Origin of the sequence: Pseudomonas sp. B392_1p (assembly GCF_052245235.1) — a bacterium.
GTDB lineage: Bacteria > Pseudomonadota > Gammaproteobacteria > Pseudomonadales > Pseudomonadaceae > Serpens > Serpens gallinarum.
The window spans coordinates 46,099-69,126 of record NZ_JBQPXM010000009.1 but is presented as its reverse complement, the minus strand read 5'-3'; the positions used below and the strand labels follow the sequence as shown (position 1 = coordinate 69,126).

General features: G+C 61.8%; 22 protein-coding genes and 1 pseudogene. 12 read left to right on the top strand and 11 right to left on the bottom strand.

Features of this window, described 5'->3' with window-relative positions; genetic code table 11:
- Positions 1–52: 52 nt before the first annotated feature.
- The gene (locus tag ACTV8E_RS13780) at positions 53–745 is read right to left on the bottom strand and encodes a DUF502 domain-containing protein (protein ID WP_443199854.1); all 693 of its coding nucleotides are present in this window, start codon (positions 743–745) and stop codon (positions 53–55) included.
- Between the two features lie 135 nt (positions 746–880).
- Positions 881–1,879 carry an AraC family transcriptional regulator gene (locus tag ACTV8E_RS13775; protein ID WP_443199853.1) on the bottom strand — a complete coding sequence of 333 codons (999 nt, stop codon included), beginning with the start codon at positions 1,877–1,879 and terminating at the stop codon, positions 881–883.
- A gap of 267 nt (positions 1,880–2,146) precedes the next feature.
- Here ACTV8E_RS13775 and ACTV8E_RS13770 point away from each other — a divergent pair, with 267 nt between their 5' ends.
- Entirely contained in the window at positions 2,147–2,410 is a 264-nt protein-coding gene (locus ACTV8E_RS13770; RefSeq protein WP_443199852.1) for a hypothetical protein, read from the top strand.
- Between the two features lie 116 nt (positions 2,411–2,526).
- Here the strand turns inward: ACTV8E_RS13770 and ACTV8E_RS13765 are convergent.
- From ACTV8E_RS13765 to ACTV8E_RS13755, 3 genes and pseudogenes are all read right to left on the bottom strand, one after another.
- Positions 2,527–3,024, bottom strand: a pseudogene (locus ACTV8E_RS13765) (SprT family zinc-dependent metalloprotease); the annotation flags it as partial.
- Positions 3,025–3,069: 45 nt separating this feature from the next.
- The gene (locus tag ACTV8E_RS13760) at positions 3,070–3,666 is read right to left on the bottom strand and encodes a Yip1 family protein (protein ID WP_251836908.1); all 597 of its coding nucleotides are present in this window, start codon (positions 3,664–3,666) and stop codon (positions 3,070–3,072) included.
- A gap of 109 nt (positions 3,667–3,775) precedes the next feature.
- A complete protein-coding gene (locus ACTV8E_RS13755) occupies positions 3,776–4,369 on the bottom strand; it encodes a DNA-J related domain-containing protein (protein ID WP_443199851.1) in 594 nt (197 codons plus the stop codon).
- 131 nt (positions 4,370–4,500) lie between these two features.
- Between ACTV8E_RS13755 and ttcA the strand changes: the two genes are divergently transcribed.
- Positions 4,501–5,325, top strand: coding sequence for a tRNA 2-thiocytidine(32) synthetase TtcA (ttcA, locus tag ACTV8E_RS13750; protein ID WP_251837033.1), 825 nt, complete (start codon positions 4,501–4,503; stop codon positions 5,323–5,325).
- A gap of 64 nt (positions 5,326–5,389) precedes the next feature.
- Here ttcA and ACTV8E_RS13745 read toward each other — a convergent pair whose 3' ends face one another.
- Together ACTV8E_RS13745 and ACTV8E_RS13740 are read right to left on the bottom strand one after the other, a co-directional pair.
- On the bottom strand, positions 5,390–6,952 hold the full coding sequence (locus ACTV8E_RS13745) for a TerC family protein (RefSeq protein ID WP_443199850.1): 1,563 nt from the start codon (positions 6,950–6,952) through the stop codon (positions 5,390–5,392).
- A gap of 381 nt (positions 6,953–7,333) precedes the next feature.
- On the bottom strand, positions 7,334–8,695 hold the full coding sequence (locus ACTV8E_RS13740; protein WP_443199849.1) for a hemolysin family protein: 1,362 nt from the start codon (positions 8,693–8,695) through the stop codon (positions 7,334–7,336).
- 169 nt (positions 8,696–8,864) lie between these two features.
- On the opposite strand from ACTV8E_RS13740, the gene ACTV8E_RS13735 reads away from it, so the two are divergent.
- The 8 genes from ACTV8E_RS13735 (at position 8,865) to cobC (ending at position 15,497) form a co-directional block, all read left to right on the top strand.
- Positions 8,865–9,536 carry a DNA-3-methyladenine glycosylase I gene (locus tag ACTV8E_RS13735; RefSeq protein ID WP_251836904.1) on the top strand — a complete coding sequence of 224 codons (672 nt, stop codon included), beginning with the start codon at positions 8,865–8,867 and terminating at the stop codon, positions 9,534–9,536.
- A 288-nt stretch (positions 9,537–9,824) separates the two neighbouring features.
- Positions 9,825–10,460, top strand: coding sequence for a C40 family peptidase (locus ACTV8E_RS13730; RefSeq protein ID WP_443199848.1), 636 nt, complete (start codon positions 9,825–9,827; stop codon positions 10,458–10,460).
- 78 nt (positions 10,461–10,538) lie between these two features.
- Complete coding sequence (locus ACTV8E_RS13725; protein WP_443199847.1) at positions 10,539–11,054, top strand: C40 family peptidase; 516 nt, start codon at positions 10,539–10,541, stop codon at positions 11,052–11,054.
- Positions 11,055–11,334: 280 nt separating this feature from the next.
- Positions 11,335–12,432, top strand: a complete 1,098-nt coding sequence (gene cobT / locus ACTV8E_RS13720; protein ID WP_251836901.1) for a nicotinate-nucleotide--dimethylbenzimidazole phosphoribosyltransferase — start codon at positions 11,335–11,337, stop codon at positions 12,430–12,432.
- 170 nt (positions 12,433–12,602) lie between these two features.
- A complete protein-coding gene (gene bluB, locus ACTV8E_RS13715; protein WP_443199846.1) occupies positions 12,603–13,253 on the top strand; it encodes a 5,6-dimethylbenzimidazole synthase in 651 nt (216 codons plus the stop codon).
- Between the two features lie 107 nt (positions 13,254–13,360).
- On the top strand, positions 13,361–13,882 hold the full coding sequence (cobU, locus tag ACTV8E_RS13710; protein WP_443199845.1) for a bifunctional adenosylcobinamide kinase/adenosylcobinamide-phosphate guanylyltransferase: 522 nt from the start codon (positions 13,361–13,363) through the stop codon (positions 13,880–13,882).
- Positions 13,879–14,931 (top strand): nicotinate-nucleotide--dimethylbenzimidazole phosphoribosyltransferase, encoded by a 1,053-nt coding sequence (cobT, locus tag ACTV8E_RS13705; RefSeq protein WP_443199844.1) that lies wholly within the window; start codon positions 13,879–13,881, stop codon positions 14,929–14,931. The genes cobU and cobT (ACTV8E_RS13705) overlap by 4 nt, the downstream gene beginning before the upstream one ends.
- Positions 14,928–15,497 carry an alpha-ribazole phosphatase family protein gene (gene cobC / locus ACTV8E_RS13700; protein ID WP_443199843.1) on the top strand — a complete coding sequence of 190 codons (570 nt, stop codon included), beginning with the start codon at positions 14,928–14,930 and terminating at the stop codon, positions 15,495–15,497. The genes cobT (ACTV8E_RS13705) and cobC overlap by 4 nt, the downstream gene beginning before the upstream one ends.
- Positions 15,498–15,525: 28 nt before the next feature.
- Here the strand turns inward: cobC and ACTV8E_RS13695 are convergent, their stop codons facing one another.
- Both ACTV8E_RS13695 and ACTV8E_RS13690 read right to left on the bottom strand, forming a co-directional pair.
- Complete coding sequence (locus tag ACTV8E_RS13695) at positions 15,526–16,365, bottom strand: DUF4824 family protein (RefSeq protein WP_443199842.1); 840 nt, start codon at positions 16,363–16,365, stop codon at positions 15,526–15,528.
- Positions 16,355–17,431 carry a DUF2157 domain-containing protein gene (locus ACTV8E_RS13690; protein ID WP_443199841.1) on the bottom strand — a complete coding sequence of 359 codons (1,077 nt, stop codon included), beginning with the start codon at positions 17,429–17,431 and terminating at the stop codon, positions 16,355–16,357. Before ACTV8E_RS13690 ends, ACTV8E_RS13695 begins: the two co-directional genes overlap by 11 nt.
- Positions 17,432–17,544: 113 nt before the next feature.
- Here ACTV8E_RS13690 and ACTV8E_RS13685 point away from each other — a divergent pair, with 113 nt between their 5' ends.
- A complete protein-coding gene (locus ACTV8E_RS13685; RefSeq protein WP_443199840.1) occupies positions 17,545–18,288 on the top strand; it encodes an adenosylcobinamide-GDP ribazoletransferase in 744 nt (247 codons plus the stop codon).
- Between the two features lie 86 nt (positions 18,289–18,374).
- Here ACTV8E_RS13685 and ACTV8E_RS13680 read toward each other — a convergent pair whose 3' ends face one another.
- Positions 18,375–20,195: an acyl-CoA dehydrogenase C-terminal domain-containing protein gene (locus ACTV8E_RS13680; protein WP_443199839.1), complete on the bottom strand. Its 1,821-nt coding sequence runs from the start codon at positions 20,193–20,195 to the stop codon at positions 18,375–18,377.
- A gap of 150 nt (positions 20,196–20,345) precedes the next feature.
- On the opposite strand from ACTV8E_RS13680, the gene ACTV8E_RS13675 reads away from it, so the two are divergent.
- Positions 20,346–20,903 carry a nitroreductase family protein gene (locus tag ACTV8E_RS13675; protein WP_443199838.1) on the top strand — a complete coding sequence of 186 codons (558 nt, stop codon included), beginning with the start codon at positions 20,346–20,348 and terminating at the stop codon, positions 20,901–20,903.
- Between the two features lie 180 nt (positions 20,904–21,083).
- On the opposite strand, the gene leuA is transcribed toward ACTV8E_RS13675, so the two are convergent.
- Entirely contained in the window at positions 21,084–22,754 is a 1,671-nt protein-coding gene (gene leuA, locus ACTV8E_RS13670; RefSeq protein WP_443199837.1) for a 2-isopropylmalate synthase, read from the bottom strand.
- Positions 22,755–23,028: the final 274 nt, after the last annotated feature.

Genomic DNA, 23,028 nt, shown 5'->3' with positions numbered 1-23,028 from the left:
CAGAGTTCGCCGCGTTAATCAACGGCAGATTAGCGGTCAGCCCCAGGCAGCGTCAGGCTTGAGGCGCTTCGCTGTTGTCAAACACTGCTTGCGGAACATTTTTGCCGGGTTTGAGGGGCGGAGGAGTCAGTCCCATGGACACATAAATGCGGGTAAAGGCCTCGATGCCGATATTGGCCGGGCGTACCCACTCAGTGCGGATGTAGAGCAGACCGCCGCCCACCGGAATTGGCGCGGTGGGCACCAGCACGGCATGGTAGGCGCGCCCATCGATCTCGATGGGCTCTGGATTGGGTAGCAGCGCCAGCACTGCAACGCCATCGCCGCCAAAAAAACACCAGACTGGACTCATGGCGCCGATATCCGCGCCTTCTTTTTTATCCAGCAGGCCAACGAAGCGGTCGGTCAGGCTGTACAACGTGCCCAAGAGCGGGATACGCCGCAAAATACCGTTGATCAGGCGCGACAGTGGGCCTTTAAGGCCAAGTTGCACCGCCAGGCCCAAGGGAAAGATGGCTGCAATCAGTAGCAGGGTGCCAATCAGGTAAGCCTGCACCGGACTTTCCACAAACGGATGGCCAACGGTCGCGAAGAGCTGGCCAAGCGGCGTCGAGGGTCCAGCAAAACGGTTCAGCAGGCTGACGATCCAGGTCAGCAACAGCAGCGTCAAGGCCAGTGGCAGTAAGGCCAGCAGTCCAGCCAGCCAGGTAGTGATAAGTGACTTGAGGCCGCGCTTGAAAAACATGTCTGGAGCACTCTCGACGATCGGAGGGGAATGACGGCCGCCATTCTGGAGATTCGTGGCCACGGTGCAAGTGCCGGTGCGTAACGCCCTATGAAGCTACTCCTGTGAGAGCAGATGGCGTTATTCAGCGGCCTGTTAACGCCCCAGAGCGCGGTAAGCGCCGGGAGTCAGATCTGTCCATTTTTTAAAGGCACGGTGAAAGGCGGACGATTCGGAAAAGCCCAGTTGTTCGGCAATGGTCTGGATGGAAAATTCGGCGCGACTCAAGAGATAAATTGCCCGGTCACGGCGCAGATGGTCCTTCAACTCCTGGAACGTGGTGCCTTCCTCACGCAGGCGGCGGCGCAGCGTTTGCGGGCTGCAGTGCAATTGACGCGCGACGCTGTCGAGGTTCGGCCAGTCCGTACAGTTGCGCCCCAGCAGGCGGCGGATCCGACTGGCCAGGCTGTGGCCGCCCACGGGGCGAGCGAGCAGGTCTGCGGGAGAACGTTTCAGGAACTGTTTGAGGGTGCGCTCATCCTGTAGAAGCGGCATGTCCAGATAGCGGGCTTGGAAGCGCAAACCTGTATGTTCCGCCGCAAACCGCCGTGCACCGGGAAACAACAGATCGTACTCGGTGGCGTGGGCAGGCTGTGGATAGGCAAAGGTGGTTCCTTCCAGGCGGATGCGCTGGCCAATCAACCAACTGCTCAAGCGATGCCAGATCACCAGCAGGCTTTCGACCAGGAAATGCTCCGGATCCCATTGCGAATCGGTGGTGACACTCAGATAAGCCCATTCATTGTCGCGGTGTAGGTGGAGCTGGGCCGCCCAGGGAAACAGGCGATAAAACATCATGCCGCGCTGCAGGGCCTTTTCCAGGGTGCGGCAATGAATGATCGCGTGCCCCATCATGGCAAAGGTGCCGCGCTTGCTGGGTTGTTCGCCGAGCCCGAGGTATTCGTCATCCAGCGTTTCCCAGAGCAACTGAATCAGCTGGACGAAGTGCTCGGGAGCGACACGGGCACGCGGCTCGTCAACGATTGCCACCGGCAGGTTGGACTGACGCAGCAATTCGTGGCAATCGTGCCCCCGACGCCCAGCACCCCGCAACGCGGCGCGGACAAAATGGCTGGCAATGGTGCGCTCACGCATGGCTCGGCTCCTTGATCCCGTGGGCGATGGTAGTCAGGCCGTTGATTACGGGCAAGCTGACGGCGCGCGTAATCACGCCGGGAAAGTGCGAATACTCGGTTAGGGTGCAGGGGGCGTGCCGGCAATAGGCAGGAAGCCCAAGGCAACGTAATGGCCTGGCGGGGGTGAGCTATGCGTCTTAAGGACGCTGGACACGATAATGGCTAATTGATAGCGTGCCCACCGCCTGAGCATGCTGGTTCAGGTTTAACGCACAAGGAATGATGTATGAAACAACAACTGTTGGTTATCGCCCTGGCTTCCGTTGCATTGGCCGGTTGCGCTCCTGCGAACATTTCGTCTGTCCAGTGGGATACCGGTATCGGTGCGAATGCGCAAACGCGTTGCGCAGAAGTCGATATGCGTTCCAAGAAGGAGATGGATAAGGTGTTCGCTCAGTTTGACGGTTGGAAACTGGCCTATATGTCCGAATACACCACGGCCAACCGCTTTGGTACCTCGGGTGTGGCCTGCTTCGAGCGCGCACAGTAAGATTTTACCAAGGGGGTTATCACATGACGTGCGTGATAACCCTTTTTGCTTCGCCGTCCGCTGCAGTCCGCCATGCGGCGTTATCCCCCTTGAGCTTGACGCTCACGCGCACGACGTTATGCCACTCGCCGCTCCCCACTGAAAACCAGTGTTGATTTGCATCGCCTGCATAGATAACGACGCCCCTTGCCGACGAGGGTGTGACGCTGGGCGGTAAAGGGAAACTCGCCATCCGGGCATGCGCAGCGATACAGGTAGCGGGTGCCTGGCCGCCGCTGCACGTCATAGTGATGGCAGCGGTCCGCAGGCAATTGATAGACACCGCGCATGATCGATTGCCACTCTTCGCCGTGGGGCTTGATTCGTGGACCAAAAAGCTGGTGGGCGACCAGATGGGCGACTTCATGGGCCACGGTCTGCTTGAGGAAATGTTCGCGATTGTCGCGGTATAACTGCGCATTGAAACGCAGCAGGTTTTCCTGCAGATGCGCAACACCGGCCTTCTGTCCGCGCAGGCGCAGACTCACTTGAGGACGGCGAAAGGTGCGTTTGAAGAACGCCTCGGCCTGCTGATAACAGGCCTCGACGCGGGAATTTAACAGTTCGGGCATGGCGCGCGGTCTCCTGAGCGCGCCATTATAGGGAAGATGGGACTGGGGTTAGCGGATGTATTCCGGTCCGATGCCCATTCCCCAGATAATTACCGAGGTTGCCATCATGGCTACCAGTACCACCAGGCCTACCGCCAGTACCGAGCTGGAGAACAGAAAGCCTTCGTCGGGGTGAATGCCCATGAAAGTGGGTAGTCCTGCATAGAGCAGGTAAACGGTGTAGGAAATGGCCGCGGTACCGACCAGCATGCCCAGCCATAGACTGGGGTAGAGCGCGGCGAGTCCGCCGATGAACAGCGGCGTGGCGGTAAAAGCAGCAAAGCGGATGCACTGGCTCCGGCTGGGATTGGCGTGGTAAGTGCGCGCCATCCAGTGAATGAAATAACCCATGGCAACCACCCCCGCCAGCATGGCCAGATAGGACAGCAGGGTCAGGGGCAGGGCGCTGCTTTCAGTGAGTTTTACCGCCGTGCCCGAGCCCAGTTTCCAGCCGACCTGGGTGGTACCGATGAAGGCGGAAACGGCGGGAATTGCGGCGAGAATCAGGGTTGGCACGAATTGCAGTGGCCCGCCTCGTTCAGTGCGGCGAATTGCTTGCCACTCTCGGTTGGGACGGGTGAATAACCCCCAGACGTGATTGCTCATAGCTACCACTCCTCTTGTTATCAGGCCATCCACGGCGGCCTTGATTGGGAGTATAGGCAGGCCCGTTACGTTAGACGGTGCTGCTTTAGAGCAAATGGATCCATAAGGTTTAGTAGTAATAGCGTTGAAGAATGTCCATCGCGGTATTGATCGATTGCAGGCGCTCCGTGCTGCCGCCTCGATCCGGATGATGCTGGCTGACCAGTTGGCGATAGCGCAGGCGGATGTCAGCCAGCTTGAGCGCCTTGTGTTGATCCAGTTCGAACAGCTCCAGCGCCGCTCGTTTTTCATCGCCGCCCTGCATACGCGTCCAGAAGCTGGAGAGCAGGCGCTCCACATCTTGCTCGGTGGTGTCGCGCAGATGGCTTATGTCCAGGTAGTAGTCGCGCAGCGTATCGCCCTCGCTCAGGGCCTGGCTGCCGGCCTGGTACGGCAGTAGTTGCACGCACAGCGGGTTGATCGACACGTGGCCTCGGGCCTCGGCCCATAATTGGTCGCGCAGGCGATACAGCGCGTTGAATAGCAAGAAGTGGGTGCGAAACAGCACCAGCGGATCCTTCAGCGGCAGATGGGGGATGTGCGTGCTGTGGCGTGCTTTAAGCATCTGTATCAGCTGATATTCGCTGCAGCCCTGGGGCGTTTCGCGCAGCAGGACATGCAAGTGATCGCACAGGTCCTGCGCCGGGTCGAGGTCGGTTGTCATGGCGGGCAGCCTAGCACAGGGACAGCAGGCGCAACGTGCGACAGGCGGGCATGACCCAACGGGGCTGGGGCTGCATCGACTTTGCGCGTAAAATGCGCGGCTTCCAGAATTTTCGCCGGACTCCACACAGCATGGGCACTCTTTCGGTCAACCAGAACAAACTGCAAAAGCGCCTGCGCCGTCAGGCCGGGGAAGCCGTCACCGACTTCAACATGATCGAAGACGGCGACAAGGTCATGGTCTGCCTGTCAGGCGGCAAGGACAGTTACACCATGCTTGACGTCTTGCTGTACTTGCAGAAAGTCGCGCCGATCAAATTCGACATCGTCGCGGTGAACATGGACCAGAAACAACCGGGTTTCCCCGAGCATGTGCTGCCCGAATACCTCAAGGCGCTGGGCGTCGAGTATCACATCATCGAGAAAGACACTTACTCGGTGGTCAAGGAAAAGATCCCGGAAGGCAAGACCACCTGCTCGCTGTGCTCGCGCTTGCGTCGCGGTACGCTGTACACCTATGCCGATGAGATCGGCGCGACCAAGATGGCTCTCGGTCACCATCGCGATGACATTCTGGAAACCTTCTTCCTGAACATGTTCTACGGCGGCACGCTCAAGGCCATGCCGCCCAAGCTGCTCTCCGACGATGGGCGCAACGTGGTCATCCGCCCACTGGCGTATTGCAACGAGGCAGACATCGAAGCCTATTCGAAGATGAAGGAATTCCCGATCATTCCCTGCAACCTGTGCGGCTCGCAGGAAAATCTCCAGCGCCAGGTGGTCAAGGGCATGCTGCAGGACTGGGAGCGTCAATCGCCGGGCCGCACCGAAATCATGTTCCGCGCCCTGCAGAACGTGGTGCCTTCGCAATTGGCGGACCGCAACCTGTTCGACTTCAAGAGCCTGAAGATCGACGACGCCGCCACGCCGCGTTTCGTCGATCTGATGAGCCTGTAATCGCCCGCTGCAGTTCGCGACACGCCCGAGCCGTTTCGACTTTGGGCGTGTCGCGATGCGATGCCTAGCGTGAGGCGTGCATCTGTGGCTGGATGAACATCTTGGTCACCCGACGATCCCTGACCTCAAGCACCGTCAGTTGCCAGTCGGCGTACTCGATTCGATCACCGGTCAACGGCAATCGATCCAGCACACTCATCGCCAATCCCGACAGGGTCTGGTAGTCGTCCGTTGGCTTGGCGTTGAAACCCAGCCGGTCACGTAACACCAGCAGGTTAACGGCGCCGCTTGCGTGGTATCCACCCTCTACGGGCTCAATATCCGGTCCTTCGATTTCGCTGGCATCGGGCAATTCGCCGGCAATGGCTTCGAGGATATCGGTCAGCGTCAGCAAGCCTTCGAAGTCGCCAAACTCATTGACCACGAATGCCACGTGAGTGGCGGCCTGGCGCATCTGCTCCAGGGCATTGAGCACCGATGAGCTGTCGGGCAAGTTGATGGGTGTGCGTACCAGGCTTTCAATGTCCGCGTGCTCGCCTTTGAGCAGTTGGCGGAACAGTTCCTTCTTGTGGATATAACCCAAGGGTACGTCAGCGGCGTTGCCGCGAGACACCAGCAGACGCGAGTGAGGGGAATCCAGCAGTGCCTGATGAATCTTCTCAAGCGGGTCATCGAGATTGATCCGGTCAACCTCCATGCGGTCGGTCATGGCTTTCTGGATGGACTGATCCGCCAGACCCAGCACACCGCGGATCATGACGCGCTCGCGTCGATCGAACGGCACGCCATCGCCCGTGGCACCGCCGAGCATGTCGGCAATCTCCTCGCCCACTTCATCCATTTCCACCTTGCCGCCGAGCAGACGCATCACTGCATGGGCGGTGCGGTCGCGCAGCCCGCGCTCGCCCTGCAGGCTGCGCTTGCGCCGCGAGCGGGCCAGCTGATTGAAGAATTCGATGGCGATCGAGAAGCCGATGGCGGCGTACAGATAGCCTTTCGGAATGTGGAATCCGAACCCTTCGGCCGTCAGGCTGAAGCCAATCATCATCAAAAAGCCCAGGCACAGCATGATGACGGTGGGGCGGGCATTGACGAAGGCGGTCAGGGGTTTGCTGGCGACCATCATCAGGCCCATTGAGATCACCACCGCAATCATCATCACCGGCAGGTGCTCGACCATGCCTACCGCGGTGATCACCGCGTCCAGCGAGAACACCGCGTCGAGCACTATGATCTGCGCGACCACCGGCCAAAAGCGCGCATAGGCCTTGCTGCCGGAGACTTGGTGAGTGTGGCCTTCGAGCCGCTCGTGCAACTCCATCGTCGCCTTGAACAGCAGGAAGATGCCGCCGAACAGCATGATCAGGTCACGACCGGAGAAGGCATGGTCGAACACGCTGAACAGCGGCTGCGTCAGAGTCACCAGCCAGGCGATGCTAGCCAGCAGACCCAGGCGCATGATCATCGCCAGGCTCAAGCCGATCATGCGCGCACGGTCGCGCTGCTCGGGCGGCAGTTTGTCCGCGAGAATCGCGATGAAGACCAGGTTGTCGATGCCCAGAACGATTTCCAGGACGATCAGGGTCAACAGACCCAGCCAGGCGGTGGGATCAGCGATCCATTCCATTTAGTGCATGCTCTTGATGGGAAAGCGGGTACAGCCGAACGATCCACGAACCCGTTGGGGTCGCAGCGAAAACGTCAGCCGATTAACCAGAGATGCAGCGCAAGGGCTGCGAGAGGCTAGGCGCCGAAAGGCACTGCCTGGAGATTGAGCCGCTCTGGGCCTGCACGGCGAGGGCGGTTTGCTACTGTCACTGTCCATAAAATCCGAAATGGAAACGAAGGTCGAGAAGGGTAAAGGAATTCAATTGCTGAGCTTATGAGTCATTGTTACAAGTTTTTGCATCCATTCCTGAAAACCGCGGCAGGCTTGAAATCAACCCCGGCGCAGACCCTAGGTTGCCTTTGGCGAATCAAGCCGCACCCAAAGGCTGCCCGCCTGGGCTTACTCCTGCCCAGAGCCTTCCTTGCCCAGCTGCGGCGTGATGCGTGTCGCCATCACCTGGTCGATCCGGTAGCTGTCCACATCCATCACCTCGAAGGTGTAGCCGCCCCAGGTCACGCTGTCGGTACGTTTCGGCACGCGGCGCAGCATGGTCATCAGCAGGCCGGCGAGGGTTTCATACTCGTCTTCGTGGGGCACGCTGTCGATCTCTAGCGCCCGGCGCACATCCTGAATGGGAGTAATGCCGTCGATCAGCCAGGAATTGGCGTCGCGGCGCACGATCTGTTCCTCGTACCAGGGCGAAACCATGTCGCCCATCACGATGCTCATCACGTCGTTGAGGCTGACCAGGCCGACTACCAGGCTGTATTCATTGACGATCAAGGCGAAGGTCTCGCCGGCCTGACGAAACTGCTTGAGCATTTCCGCCAGGGTCAGCCGATCAGGAACCACCAGCGGCTTGCGTAGCAGGCCCGGATCGTTGAGTGCGATGGGTTGGTTGTTTACCACCCGCTTGAACAGGTCCTTGATGGTGACGTAACCGATGATGTGGTCGATGTCACCATCACAGACCGGGTAGGACGAATGGGGGGCGTCGCTGATCCGTGAGCGGATCAATGTATCGGGGTCATCGTGCAGAAAATAGGCGATGGCGTCGCGGTGCGTCATGGCACTGGGCAGCGTGCGGGTTTCCAGTTCGAAGATGTTTTCGATGACCTGCTGCTCGTGGCGATCGAGGGTGCCGGATTGGGCGCCGGCTTCGGTCATTGCCATGATGTCGTCCGGGGTAATGCTGTCATCGCGCTTGCGCGGGAGGTTGAACAATGCGATCAGGCCACTGACCAGCCAGGAATAGATCAGTACCACGGGCTTGAGCACTGTGGTAAGGATCTGCATCGGGCCAATAACACGCACGGCGAGCTGCTCGGGAATCGCCATGGCGACCTGTTTGGGCACCAGGTCGGTAATCACGATGAACAATGAGGTGGTGAGAGTAAAGGACACTACGAACGCCAGGGTGGCGGCCTGCGCGGCGGCCATGTGCGGCACCAACAGCTGGGTGAATAGCGGGCTGAGGAACCCCTCGCCGACAATCCCGCCGAGAATGGCCAGGGCGTTCATGCCGATCTGCACCACCGTAAAATAATGACCGGGGTTGGCCTGGGTATGGATGACCCGCCGGGCATTGACGCTGCCCTCGTCGGCCATCTGGCGCAGTTTGATCGGGCGCGAGGCGGCCAGGGCAATTTCGGCAAGAGAGAAGAACGCGCTGAACAGAATCAGGGCGGTCAGGAGGAGAAGACTTTGGCTGAAGCTCATAAGGGTGCGCAGGGCAATGGAAAAGGTGGCGGAGATTACCATGCGCCCGTAACGGCAAGCATGACGCACAGCGAGACGAACAAGCACCTGTGAACACTGTAGATGCTCATGGGCCGAATGCCCTGGCCAAGAGCCTCACTACGTTGCACTTGCCACGCTGCCACGGCACCCTGGGCCCCCCGTAGCAAACCGACTTCCGTAGGCTTATCCCATGCGCAACTACCAGTGGCTTCACGAATACTGTCTGAACCGTTTCGGCTCGACGGCGGCGCTGGAGGCACGCTTGCCAGTGCCAAGAAGTTCCGAGGCGTTGCGTACCATGACAGATGATCGGTATTTGTCGCAGCTGGCATTACGGGTGTTTCGCGCCGGGCTCAAACACAGTCTGGTGGATGCCAAGTGGCCGGCGTTCGAGGAGGTATTCTTCGGCTTCGACCCCAACAAGGTCGTGCTGATGAGTGCTGAGCATGTGGAGCGACTGATGCAGGATGCGCGGCTGATTCGCCATTTCGGCAAGCTCAAGAGCGTGCCGCGCAATGCGCAGTTCATCCTGGATGTGGCCAGAGAAAAAGGCAGCTTCGGCGCGTTAATTGCTGATTGGCCGCAGAGCGACATCGTCGGCCTGTGGAAGTATCTGGCCAAGCATGGCAGCCAGTTGGGTGGTTTGTCGGCGCCGCGCTTCTTACGCATGGTCGGCAAAGATACCTTCGTGCCCGCCGAGGATGTGGTCGCTGCGCTCAAGGCGCAGGAGATCATCGACAAGGCGCCCACCAGTCTTCGTGACCTGGCTCAGGTGCAAGCGGCCTTTAACCAATGGCAGGCAGAAAGCGGCAGGCCGCTGTGCCAGCTGTCGATGATGCTGGCCTATACGGTGAATCACTAAGAGCAGCGGACTTCCCTGCGATAACTAAAAAGAATGGTTTTTGCCTCCTGCGACGTGATTATCCAGCATTGCCGAGTCGGGATACTACGCTGACGAGGGTCCACGTTAACTTGAGCGATTCAATTTTCCCCGCGCCAAGAGCGGCGCCGCCTCTGCGGCACCGGGCCGTTAAGGGGCGCTTAGAAGTTTCGGTCATCGCCGTTGGTCACTGAATGATCGATAGAATTTGAAAATCGATTTACCGGTTGGCATAGTTTCGCCACTTTTTTAACCGACACGGCCGTGCCCATGCCCACACGCTTCGCACATTTCGTGCCTTTGGCTCTCGTTGTATTTCTGACAGGTTGTGCTTCCACCCCTTCGCAACACACTGAACCCGGTGCTCCGCCGCTGGAGGCGTTGAGTGCCCAGATAGAGGTGTTTGAGCAGCAGATCGAGGCGCGCCTGGTTGAGCTGGAAAGCCAGCAATTGGAACAGCTGGCCGATAGCATTCTCCATCGTGGCCAGCAGTTGCTCGGCACCCCTTACCGCTATGGCGGGACGTCAACCAAAACGGGGTTCGACTGCAGTGGTTTCATTGGCTATTTGTTTCATGAGGAGGCCGGGATCAAACTACCCCGAACCACCCGTGAGATGGTCCAGTTGAACGCCCCCCGTGTGACGCGGGGCGAACTGCAGCCGGGGGACATCATTTTCTTCAGCACCCGTGGCCGCGGTGGCCGGGTGAACCATGCCGGTATCTATATTGGTGATCAGCAATTCATCCATTCCGCCAGTCGCCGCAGCGGCGTGCGGGTGGATCGTCTGGACCAGGGTTACTGGAGCACACGTTACTTGCAGGCCAAGCGCGTGCTGACCACGGACAGCGTACCGATGCTCAATCTGGCGCAGCTTGCCGGCCAAGGGCAGACGACTCAGCGCTAACAGGCAGGGCGCGTAAGGCTTGCACCTGCACGTCTTACGCTACACAGTGATGGCGCTTTCACTTTTGGGACGTCTACCATGCCTGTCTTGGCTCGCATTGCCCTGCTCATAGTGGTCAGCCTGCTTGGCGCCTGTTCATCCCCCGCGCCGCAAACCAGCATCGTGTTTACGCCGCGTTCCGCGACTGCGGTTCCCAGCGACGTACTGTTTCGCGCCATCGGTCTGGTCGGCACCCCGTACCGTTGGGGCGGCAATACGCCAGCGGGCGGTTTCGACTGCAGCGGATTGATCGGCTTCGTATATCGCGATGCCGCCGGTATCCAGTTGCCACGCACCACGGCCCAGTTGAGCACCCTGCGGGCGCCCAGCATCAAACGCGGTGCACTGCAGCCCGGCGACCTGGTGTTCTTTGCGACCAGCGGCGGTAGCAAAGTCAGCCATGCCGGCATCTACGTTGGCGAAGGACGCTTCGTGCATGCCCCCTCTTCGGGCGGCACCGTGCGGCTGGACAGCCTGTCCAGCCGTTATTGGCAAAACACTTATCAAGGCGCCAAGCGGATTTTCGACGAGGGACAGGTAGCGCGTAATCGCTGAGCTTGTGCCCGATAACGCTCGCATCGTCTTATTTCAGTCGTTATCGAAGGGGAAAAGTGACAATTTGCCACTGCGCTCAACGTGCAGTCGATCACATCAAAACCCTATACTCGCTCCTGCTGCAGGGTGATACGCCTGTAGCGCCATGGGGCCGCTAGGCCAGCCCTCGCTGGGGAGCGACAGACCAGGGCTGCAGCCAAAGGGGGAAGCACAACGGCTCGCGCCGTTGGCACTAGCGGTCTATGCGAATCTGCCAAAAACAATAAAAAAGGAACCGCCAATGAATTTGTTTTGGTGGCAAGAGCCTTGCCAGGCACTCGATCACGTGGCCCTGCAAAAGGCTACTCGACGTCAACAACGCGCGCTCAAGCCTTCCGGTGGGCTGGGCCAACTGGAGCCGGTGCTGATTCGTCTGGCCGGCATGCAAGGGCGCGAAAAGCCTCGCCTGGATCAGATCTGCATGTCGGTGTTCATCGCCGATCACGGCGTGGCGGAGGCGGGAATATCGGCTGCGCCGCAATCGCTGACCGGGGTGCTACTGCGCAGCACGGTGGAAGGCGGGGCACTGAGTGTGCTGGCCCGTCAGTTGAATGCCTCGCTGGAGGTGATAGACCTGGGCACGGCGGGCCCGGTGGGCACGATCGAAGGGGTGCGGCATTTGCAGATCGGCGCCGGCACACTGAATTTTCTCCACGACGATGCGATGACCCCAGCGCAATGCCTGATCGCCCTGGCATCCGGGCGCGAGAGCGCCCGTCGGGCGGTGGGACAGGACCTGTTTATCGGCGGCGGGCTGGGTGTGGGCAGCACCACGGCGGCCACCGCCTTGGCCTGCGCGGTGTTGGGTCATCCGGCGACGTTATTGGTCGGTCCCGGCTGTGGGCTGGACGAAACTGGCGTGCTACACAAGCAGACGGTGATCGATGCAGCGCTTGAGCGGCATGCCGTGGTGCGGGACAGCCCGCTGGGCCTGCTGCAAAGCCTCGGTGGCTTCGAAATTGCCGCGTTGGTCGGAGCCTATCTGGAGTGTGCCCAGCAGGGCGTACCGGTGCTGGTGGACGGCTTCGTCAGCAGCGTCGCTGCCTTGTTGGCGGTGCGGCTGAACCCGCGCTGCCGGCCCTGGTTGCTGTTCGCCCAGTTGAGTGCCGAGCCAGGCCATCGCCTGGTGCTGGAGGCCCTGCAAGCCGATCCGCTGTTGCAGCTCGACCTGAGCATGGGCGATGGCAGCGGTGCTGCCTTGGCGGTGCCCATGCTGCAGGCCACCTGCCGATTGCATGCCGAAATGATCAGTCTGGAAGACGCATTGGGCAGGGCTATGGCATCGGATGTGACCGGCCCGTCTGCGGCCGGCAGGGCGGCGCTTCGGGCTGTGCGGTAAGGTTGAAACGGCACTTTACCTGGCTGCATCTGTGGTCTTGCAACATGTCGGCCTGCCGGAGGGGCGCTTGCGCGGGCATACTTAGCGCTTCCGGGGTCGACTGACCCGCTTCCTACGTCTTATTTACCTGCCGTCCCATTCCTTTGGGCGGCGGCCGAGTTGTTGCTGCCATGACTGATCACGCTTTCCCCTCCGAACAACGTACCGGCGTTTACCGCGCCATTGCCGAGCGCCGCGACATGCGCCACTTCGCTGGGGGAGCGGTCGAGCCGGCGCTGCTTGAACGTCTGCTGCGGGCAGCGCACCAGGCCCCCAGCGTCGGTCTGATGCAGCCCTGGCGGTTTATCCGCATCACCAAGCCCGAATTGCGTGAGGGGATTCAGGGCCTGGTGGAAGCGGAACGCCTGCGCACCGCCGAAGCGCTGGGCGAGCGAGGCAGCGAATTCATGCGTCTCAAGGTTGAAGGGGTACGCGATTGTGCCGAATTGATGGTGGTGGCGCTGATGGACGGCCGGGAACGTCACATTTTTGGCCGCCGCACCTTGCCGGAAATGGACCTGGCCTCGCTGTCCTGCGCCATCCAGAACCTCTGGCTGGCGGCCCGTGCCGAAGGCCTGGGCATGGGCTGGGTGTCGTTGTTCGATCCCGCAGCGTTGGCCGAACTGCTGCACATGCCAGCCGGTAGCAAGCCGATGGCGGTGCTGTGCCTGGGGCCGGTGCAGGAGTTCTACGCCGAACCGATGTTGGTACAGGAAGGTTGGGCCCAGGCACGTCCGCTGGAGGAATTGGTCTTCACTGACCGCTGGGGCGAGCACGCGTGAACCCAGTTGCCCGTGAGGCGTTATTGCGTTGGGCGGGTGGATTACCATGGGCGGCCTGAGCGCGATATTGAGCGCCTGAACCCGAAAAACCGAACGAGAACCCCCGCATGTATGAACTGATCCTCGGCGGCGCCCGTTCCGGCAAGAGCCGGTTGGCCGAGCAACTGGCCGCCGACAGCGGCCTGGCGGTGACCTATATCGCCACCAGCCAGGCGCTGGATGGCGAGATGCGCGCGCGCATTGCCCATCACCGCGAACGTCGCCCCACCGCGTGGGGGCTGATCGAGGAGCCGCTCGAACTGGCCCGTGTGCTGCGCGACAATGCCGGCCCCGACCGCTGCCTGCTGGTGGATTGCCTGACCCTGTGGCTGACCAACCTGCTTATGCTGGAGGACGATGCCCGTCTGGCCGCCCAGCGCGAGGCGCTGCTGGAAACCCTGCCGCGCTTGCCGGGACACATCGTTCTGGTCAGCAACGAAACTGGCCTGGGCGTCGTCCCCCTCGGCGAGCTGAGTCGTCGCTATGTCGATGAGGCCGGCTGGCTGCATCAGGCGCTGGCCGAACGTTGCCAGCGTGTCGTTTTCACCGTCGCCGGATTGCCGATGGTGCTCAAAGGAGACCCCCTGTGACTGATTTTCCCTGGTGGCAGCAACCCTGCCGCCCCCTTGATGCCACGGCTGAAGCCGCCGCTTGCGCCCGCCAGGCGCAACTGACCAAGCCGGCGGGCTCCCTCGGGCTGCTGGAAACCCTGGCCGTGCGCCTGGCGGCCCAGCAGGGACGCGAAAAACCGCAGCTCGATAACGTGTGGATCGCCATTTTTGCCGGCGACCACGGTGTTGTCGCCGAGGGTGTGTCCGCCTATCCGCAGGCGGTGACGGTGCAAATGCTGCAGAATTTCTTGGCCGGCGGCGCTGCCATCAGCGTGTTGGCCAGGCAACAGAATGCCCACTTGGAAGTGCACAACCTGGGCACCGTGGCCCCTGCCAATTTGCCGGGCGTGGCGGAACACGGCGTGGCCGCCGGCACTGCCAACTTCACCCAGGGACCGGCCATGACGACGGCGCAGTGCGACGCGGCGTTGGCTGTGGGCCGCGACGTCGCAGTGCGTGCGGCGGCTGAAGGCTGCCAGCTGTTGATCGGCGGCGAAATGGGCATTGGTAACACCACGGCGGCCAGCGCCCTGGCCTGTGCATTGTTGGGTGTGCAGTTGGAACAATTGGTGGGCGCCGGCACCGGTCTGGACAGCGACGGCGTGCGCCGCAAGCGTGACGCCATTCAGCGTGCCCTGGCTCTGCATGCCGGCGAGCGCGACGCTTACGACTGGCTGCAACGCCTCGGCGGGCTGGAAATTGCGGCTCTGGTCGGCGCTTATCTGGGCTGCGCTCAGCAGGGCATCACCGTATTGGTGGACGGGGTGATCTGCACCGCCGCCGCGCTGATTGCCGTGCGCCTGAATCCGGGCGTGGCCGACTGGCTGTTGTTTGCCCACAGTGGCGCCGAGCCGGGCCATGCACCGTTGCTGGCGGCGCTGGATGCCCAGCCGCTGTTGCAACTGGGCATGCGCCTGGGTGAAGGCAGTGGCGCCGGTGTGTCGCTGCCGCTGCTGCGTCTGGCCTGTGCTCTGCACGGCGAGATGGCGACTTTCGCCGAAGCGGCAGTGGCCGGAAAACTGGCATGAGCCTGTGCCTCGACCTGCTGCGCCACGGTGAAACCACCGCGGGTAGCGGCTTTTTCGGCAGCAGTGACGTGCCGCTCAGCGCGCGTGGCTGGCAGCAGCTGCGCGCCGCGGCGGTTGGTGGCGACTGGGATGTGCTGGTCAGCTCGCCGTTGCAACGCTGCCGGGCCTTTGCCGAGGAGCTGGCGCAGCAGACGAGTCTGCCATTGCAGATCGAGGCGGACCTGCGCGAGCTGCATTTCGGCGCTTGGGAAGGGCGCAACGCGGCGCAGATCATGCTCGAAGACGAGCACGCCCTGGGTGCCTTTTGGAACGACCCCTACGGCTTTACACCGCCAGACGGCGAGCCGCTGCTCGATTTCGCCAGCCGCGTGCTGGGAGCGGTGGAGCGCCTGCACTGGGAACTGGCCGGGCAGCGCGCCTTGTTGCTGACCCACGGCGGGGTGATGCGCTTGCTGCTGGCCCGCGCCCGCGGCCTGCCGGAGGCGCAGTTGTTACAGGTGGAAGTCGGCCACGGCGCTCTGCACCGGTTGTGGATCGGTGCTGGGTTGGCGTTGCGCGAGGGCTGAATCCTGTCGAAACGTAGGTGGATCGCGCTTATCGATCCACCGGGTGGCGTTCCACGGAGGGGAGCGATTGTCTGCCTGCGGACACGTCGCTGACCCACGGCTCCAGGCGTTTGCCTAAGGAGACTTCGACGGCGTAGCGCGCCTTGTCCTGGCTGGCATCGTCACTCTGTTCGGGCAAGCTCGAGCGCCAACTCCGGGGCAGGTTGATCCGGTCTGCACCGCGCAACGAGACACTGCCACTCAGACCGCTCTCAGCGTTCTGCCAGGGGCGGACCAGCCCTTTCACGATCGCGTATTGCTGGCGGTTGGGGTAGCGCTGGCGCAGATCATCCAGCTCCAGGCCCACATCGACCAGGTACAGGCGGCTAGCTGTTTCCACTTGCTGCAGGGCGTGCAGCGCATGTTCGGCGCGCTGGCGCAGGGATTTATCCTCCGGCAATAACACTGCGGCCTGTTCTGCGCGTGTCAGGCGTTGCCGGTGGCGTTCGAGTTGCTGCCGATAAATCGGTCCATCCAGTTCCAGCACCACCAGCGCCTCGCGTTCGGCAGCGCGCGGGCAGCGGGGCGTGCAGGCCTCGGGTGGACGCTTCACATAGCCCAACTGAAGCATCTGCCGTTCGCTCAGGCCATGACGAAAGGGCTCGTCGTCCTCGGCACGCGGGACCATCTGCCAGGTCAGGTTCAGGGTGACGGCGGTGTCTTCGGGTGAGTAACGTGGGTTGAGTCGTGGCAGTTCGCGTTCGCTCAGCAGCAGTCGGCTTTCCGCTTCTCCGCTGCGGTTGTACGCCACCCCGCCGAGGGTGATCAGGTTGATGGCGAGGATCAGCCCCAGGCCGGCCAGCAGGTAATGCCGGGTTTCACGCGTCATTGGGCATTCCCTCAGCCTTGACCTGGGACGCCCGTAGCCGGCGCAGGATCAACAGAATCAGCACCGCCACCAGGCTCAGCATTAGAAAGAACAGGTACTTGGGCATCACCTCCCACCACCAGTCGAACAGCTTGCTGAAGAGAAATATGATGAAGAAGCACAGGCCGGTATTCACCACCTCCGGCCAGTCGCGCCGGGCGCCGAGCCAGATCGCCAGCGCGGAACCGGCGAAACCAAGCACCTGGTAACCGCCTTCGATTAGCTCGATGGACCAGGGCAGGTGACTGCCCGCGCCCCAGTGGGCCAGCACGAGAACCGGCCCGAGCAGCGCCAGCAGGCCAAATAATCGATAGGTCGACGCAAAGCTGTCGAAGCGGCCCTTTGGGAGCCAATGGGGCGCCAGAAAGCAGAGCAGGCCGGCGAGGAAAAAGTGTTCAGGGAATTCCAGGTTCAGCCAGTAGAACCCGCTCCAGGCATTAATCTTGGCGGCGATGAACCCCAGCAGGCAGATCAGTCCTGCGGCCAGCAGCAGCCGCGCCTCGCAGGCGTAGGCCAGCAACAGGGCGTAGGCGGCCCAGGCCAGCAGGACGTTGTCGCTCGGGGTGAGATTGAAAATCTGCCCCAGCATCACGGTATTGAGCACCAGACAGGCCAGGGCGAGCAGGGCGATCATCTTGCTGAAATAACCGGAGGCATCGCGCTGGCGCACGGCGAACGTCAGAAGCAGGCTGGCGACGGATGCGCCTACCAGCAAGGCGACCTGCAGGGCGGTATCGAAATAGCCCCAGAACTGGTGGAACAGGAACAGTACGCTGGCCACCAGTGCCAGGGCGCCGAGCAGCGAGGCGATGCGCATGCCGAGGGACAGTTGCCTGGCGTGCTGGTTGGGGTCGATGTCGAAGACATGCCGATAATCGTCCAGAAGTCGAGCGTGATGGGCATCGAGTTGCCTGTGCTGAGGCGCTGTCAGGCTCAGGGCCTGCTCCTGCTGCAAACGCTCGAGTTCACGGCGAAACGCCTGAATATCGTCGGCACGTTGCTGGGCCTGGTCGCGGCTGAGGGGCATGGCGGTCCTTGCGTCGAGGCGTTGGGAAATAGAGGCTGACTGTAACCCAGCCTGTACCGGCCGTATGCGCATTGTGTAAGGTTCGGGGCCTCCGCCCTCAACCGGACATCCGTGTGAAGACTCCGCTGCCCTTGCTGATCGCCCTGCAATTTCTCACCAACCTGCCAATCCGCTTGCCCGGTATGCCGGCACCGGAGGAACAGGGACGATCGCTGCTCTGGTATCCGCTGGTTGGCTTGCTGATCGGGTTGGTGCTGGTGTGTGGCGGCTGGTTGCTGGACGACAGCGCAAACCTGCTGGTGGCGGCCTTGTTGCTGACGCTCTGGGTCGGCATGACCGGTGCCCTGCACCTGGACGGTCTGGCCGATACGGCCGATGCCTGGCTGGGCGGTTTCGGTGACTGTGAGCGCACTCTGACGATCATGAAAGACCCGCGCAGTGGGCCGATTGCCGTGGTCGTCCTGGTGCTGCTGCTGTTGCTCAAGTTTGCCGCGCTTTGGGTTCTGCTGAGCGCTGACTCAGGCCTGGCGCTGTTGCTGGCGCCGCTACTGGGACGGGCCGCCATGCTGGCGTTGTTTATAAATACCCCCTATGTGCGGCCCGGGGGCCTGGGGCAGGCATTGGCCGACCACCTGCCGCGTGATGCCGGGCAGAAAGTCCTGCTGGCCACCGCGTTGGGCATTCTGCTGCTGGCCGGCTGGAGTGGGCTGTTGGCCGTCCTGATTGCCGCTGCGGTGTTCTATCTGGTGTGCCGTAGCCTGATGAATCGCCTCGGCGGCACCACCGGCGATACGGCCGGGGCGCTGCTGGAGCTGGTGGAGTGTGCGGTGCTGGTGGGGCTGGCGCTCAATATTTAAACATTGAACACGCTGAAAATGCCGCGCCCATAAGATGGCTATGGCTCCGGCTACGGCTCCGTGCATACGTGTGCTGGACCATGGCTTTACTCAAAAGCAAAATGCTCTCCCGGCAGATCCATGATCGAGCCGATGGGCTTGAGCATGGCGCTGGCATGTCCTTTGGCGCGGGGCAGCAGCCGCTGAAAATAGAAGTCGCTGGTGGCTATTTTTGCGCGGTAGAACTCGGGCGAGTCCTGGCCACCGGCGCGTAGCTTTTGCCGGGCGGTGCGTTCCTGCAGAAGCCATGACCAGGCCAGGGCGACGTAGCCGGCGTACATCAAAAAGTCATGGCTGGCGGTGCTGACCAGATCGCGCTGCTTGCGCGCGCGCAATGCGATGCGCAGGGTCAATAGGTTCCATTGGGCACTGAGTCTGAGCAGGGTCAGCGCCTTGCCGCGCATCTGCGGCTCTTCCTTGAGCAGTGACCAGGCCAGCGTGTTCAGCTCGCGGGTGAAGTCGCGCACCGCCTTGCCCTGGGTCATCAGCAGCACCTTGCGGCCGAGCAGGTCGAGGGCCTGAATGCCGGTAGTGCCTTCATAGAGCGTGGCGATACGCGCATCGCGGGCGATCTGCTCCATGCCGTGTTCCTTGATATAGCCGTGGCCGCCAAACACCTGCATGCCCAGGTTGGCCGATTCCAGCCCCAACTCAGTCAGGCAGCCCTTAAGAATCGGGGTGAGGAAGCCGAGCTTGTCGTCCCAGTGAGCGTACTGAGTCTGATCGTTGACGAGCATGCCTTCGATCATCTTGTCGGCATACTGGGTAGCGAGGTAGACCAGTGTGCGACCGCCCTCGGCGATGGCTTTCTGGGTGAGCAGCATGCGGCGCACATCACCATGGTGCATCAGGCTGTCGGCGACCTGCTGCGGCTCCTTGGTGCCGGACAGCGATCGCATGGAACGACGTTCGCGGGCATAGGTCAGGGCGCCCTGGTAAGCCAACTCTGCGGTGGCCACGCCCTGGATGGCGGTGCCGATGCGGGCGCTGTTCATGAAGGTGAACATGCATTCCAGGCCTTTGTGCGGCGGGCCGATCAGGTAGCCGGTGGCGGCGTCGAAGTTCATCACGCAGGTAGAGGAGGCCTTGATACCCATCTTCTTTTCCAGCGCGCCGCAGGTCACGCCGTTACGCGCACCGAGGCTGCCGTCCGGGTTGGCGAGGAACTTCGGTACGATGAACAGCGAGATGCCGCGGGTGCCCTTGGGGGCGTCGGGCAGGCGGGCAAGGACGATGTGCACGATGTTCTCGGTGAGGTCGTGTTCGCCACTGGAGATAAAAATCTTGGTGCCGGTCAGCGCATAGCTGCCGTCGGCGTTCACGTCGGCCCGGGTCTTCACCTGGCCCAGGTCGGTGCCGCATTGCGGCTCGGTCAGGCACATGGTGCCGGCCCAGCGGCCTTCGGTAAGCGGGGGCAGGAAGGTGTTTTTCTGTTCCTCGTTGCCGTGTTGCATGATGGTGTTCATCGCCCCCAGCGACAACCCCGGATACATGGCGAACGGCCAATTGGCGGTGCCGAGCATTTCCTGCTTGAGCGCGCCGAGGCTCATCGGCAGGCCCTGGCCACCGTACTCCACCGGGTGCGAGAGTCCCTGCCAGCCGCCGGCAATGTAGGCGGCGTACGCTTCCTTGAAGCCTTTGGGCGTGCGCACCTCGCCATCCTGTAGATGGCAGCCTTCCTCGTCACCGCTGTGGTAGAGGGGCGCAATCACGTCCTCGCAAAGTTTTGCGCACTCCTCGAGGATGGCATCCACGATGTCCGGAGTGGCCTCGCCGCCATTGATCAGGTTTTGGTAATGGCTGGGGAAATCCAGCACCTCGTTAAGCAGGAAACGGGTATCGCGCAGCGGCGCTTTGTAGGACGGCATGGTCGGGTCTCGGCAATGGAACGTGCGCGAGTTATACGGCGCAAGGGCGGGTGATGCCTTGGCACGGTTAACGAGGGCGATTGTCAGTTCGGACAACTGCACGGCAGAAGGCACTAGAATACGCGCTGCATCTTTTTTGGAGGTGGCCCAATGGAGGCTCTCGATCTTCTGCTCAACCGTGTTTCGGTGCCGCGTCTGTATGAGCCGGCGCCGGACGCCGCGCAACGCGACCTGCTGTTTCGGGCCGCCTTGCGCGCGCCGGACCATGGCCAATTGCATCCCTGGCGTTTCCTGACCATCGAAGGCGAAGCACGGCAGCGACTCGGTGAGCTGTTCGTCCAGGCGGTCGCCGCAGGGTCCCAGGTCAAACCCGAGCAGCTCGACCGGGCACGCGCCTTGCCGCTGCGGGCGCCGTTACTGGTGGCGGTAATCGCCTCGCCCAAGGCCCACACGAAGATTCCCCTCAGTGAGCAGGTCCTCTCCGCCGGTTGCGCCGCTCACGGCATCATATTGGCTGCGCATGCGCTGGGGCTGGGTGCCATGTGGCGTTCGGGCGACTTGTCCCATGATCCGGTGGTCAAGGCCGGGCTGGGGCTGAGCAGCAGCGAGCAGATTGTCGGGTTTGTGTATCTGGGTAGCGTCGAAGGGGAGCGACGCATCCCGTTGGAATTGAATCCTGAGGTGTTCGTGAGTGCTTGGCAGGGTTGAGCAGGGACCGGGCTTAATGGGTATCGCTGCGCTCAACGCCATCCTACGGACCGTATCCTACTTGTAGGCGTCTGCCTGCACTGGCGATGCTCTGGTTGGGTGAGCAAGCTTGCTTCTACTGAACGCACAAGGCCGATCCTGTCAGGGATCGGCCTTGTGCGTTCAGGGCTGTTCAAGCGCTTACGCCGGCTGCACTTCCACCTGCGCCAGGGCGCGGTTGAGGGCGCTGAACAGGGCGCGGATGCTGGCGGTGGTCAGGTTGCCGTCGATGCCGATGCCGTGCAGCGAGCGACCGCCGTCCAGACGCAGCTCGATGTAGGCGGCGGCCTGGGCTTGGCTGCCGGCACCAATGGCATGCTCGGAGTAGTCCATCACTTCGACGGCCACCGGCAGGGCGGCGACCAGGGCTTCCAGCGGACCCTTGCCCGTGCCGCGCCAGGTCTGGGTGTCACCGCTGTCGGTCACTTCCAGATCGAGCACGCTGATGCCGTTCTCCTCCTGCAGGCGGTGACGTTGCAGCGCGTAGGGAGCGGTGGCCTGCAGGTACTCGCGCTCGAGCAGGCTGTAGATCTGCTCGGCGGTCAGTTCCAGGCCGAGGCGATCGGTTTCCTTCTGCACCACCTGGCTGAATTCGATCTGCATGCGGCGCGGCAGGCTGATGCCGTATTCCTGTTCCAGCAGGAAAGTGATGCCGCCCTTGCCGGATTGGCTGTTGACGCGAATCACCGCCTCGTAGCTGCGGCCAATGTCGGCCGGGTCGATCGGCAGGTAGGGCACTTCCCAGATGCCGTCCGGGTCCTGCTGGGCGAAGCCCTTGCGGATCGCATCCTGGTGCGAGCCGGAGAAGGCGGTGTGCACCAGGTCGCCGACATAGGGGTGACGCGGGTGCACCGGCAACTGGTTGCACTCCTCGACCACCTTGCGCACCGCGTCGATGTCGGAAAAATCAAGCTCCGGATCGACGCCTTGGGTGTACATGTTGAGGGCGACGGTGACCAGGTCGACGTTGCCGGTGCGCTCGCCGTTGCCGAACAGGCAGCCTTCGACACGGTCGGCGCCGGCCATCAGGCCCAGTTCGGTGGCGGCCACGCCGGTGCCACGGTCGTTGTGGGTGTGCAGGCTGAGCAACACGCTGTCGCGTTTGTCGATGTGGCGGCCGAACCATTCGATCTGGTCGGCGTACACGTTGGGCGAGGCGGCTTCGATGGTGGCCGGCAGGTTGAGGATGAGTTTCTTCGCCGGGGTCGGCTGGAACACCTCGATCACCGCGTTGCACACCTCGACGGCGAACTCGGTCTCGGTGGAGCTGAACACTTCCGGCGAGTACTCGAAGCGCCAGTCGGTTTCCGGGTGGGCTTCGGCCAGGCGCTTGATGGTCTGGCCGGCCTTGATGGCGATTTCCTTCACGCCCGCCTTGTCCTGGTTGAAGACGATCTTGCGAAAGCTCGGCGCGGTGGCGTTGTAGTAGTGGACGATGGCCTTCTTGGCGCCCTTGAGGGACTCGAAGGTGCGCTCGATGAGGTCGTCGCGGGCCTGGGTGAGCACCTGGATGGTGGTGTCGTCCGGGATGTGGCCGCCTTCGATCAGGGTGCGCACGAAGTCGAAATCAGTCTGCGAGGCGGACGGGAAGCCCACTTCAATTTCCTTGACGCCAACACTTACCAGGGTCTTGAAAAAGCGCAGCTTCTTCGCCCCATCCATCGGCTCGATCAGCGACTGGTTACCGTCGCGCAGGTCGGAGCTCAGCCAGATTGGCGCCTTGTCGATGACCTGGTTCGGCCAGGTGCGATCAGGGAGGTTGATCGGCGTAAAAGCGCGGTATTTCTGCGACGGATTCTTGAGCATGGTCATGGCGACGTTCCTGTTGCGGCAGCGAAGCTATGCCCTGAGTTAAACAGTGGCATGGCTTATTGGAAGATAATGTGCGCAACGCTAGTGGCTGCTTGGTGGTTCTGGCAAGCATTGTTTGAAAATTGGTGATTTAAGCCAAAAAAAGCAATTCAGAGCAATTATTAGCTGTTATAGAAGGGAAAGTGTCGTTTGGCTTGTTCAAGTACTTTGCGGCATCGCGCCGCAGGCGGATGAAGAAAGCGACGTGCGATTATGGGTCACCCTGGTAGGGCAA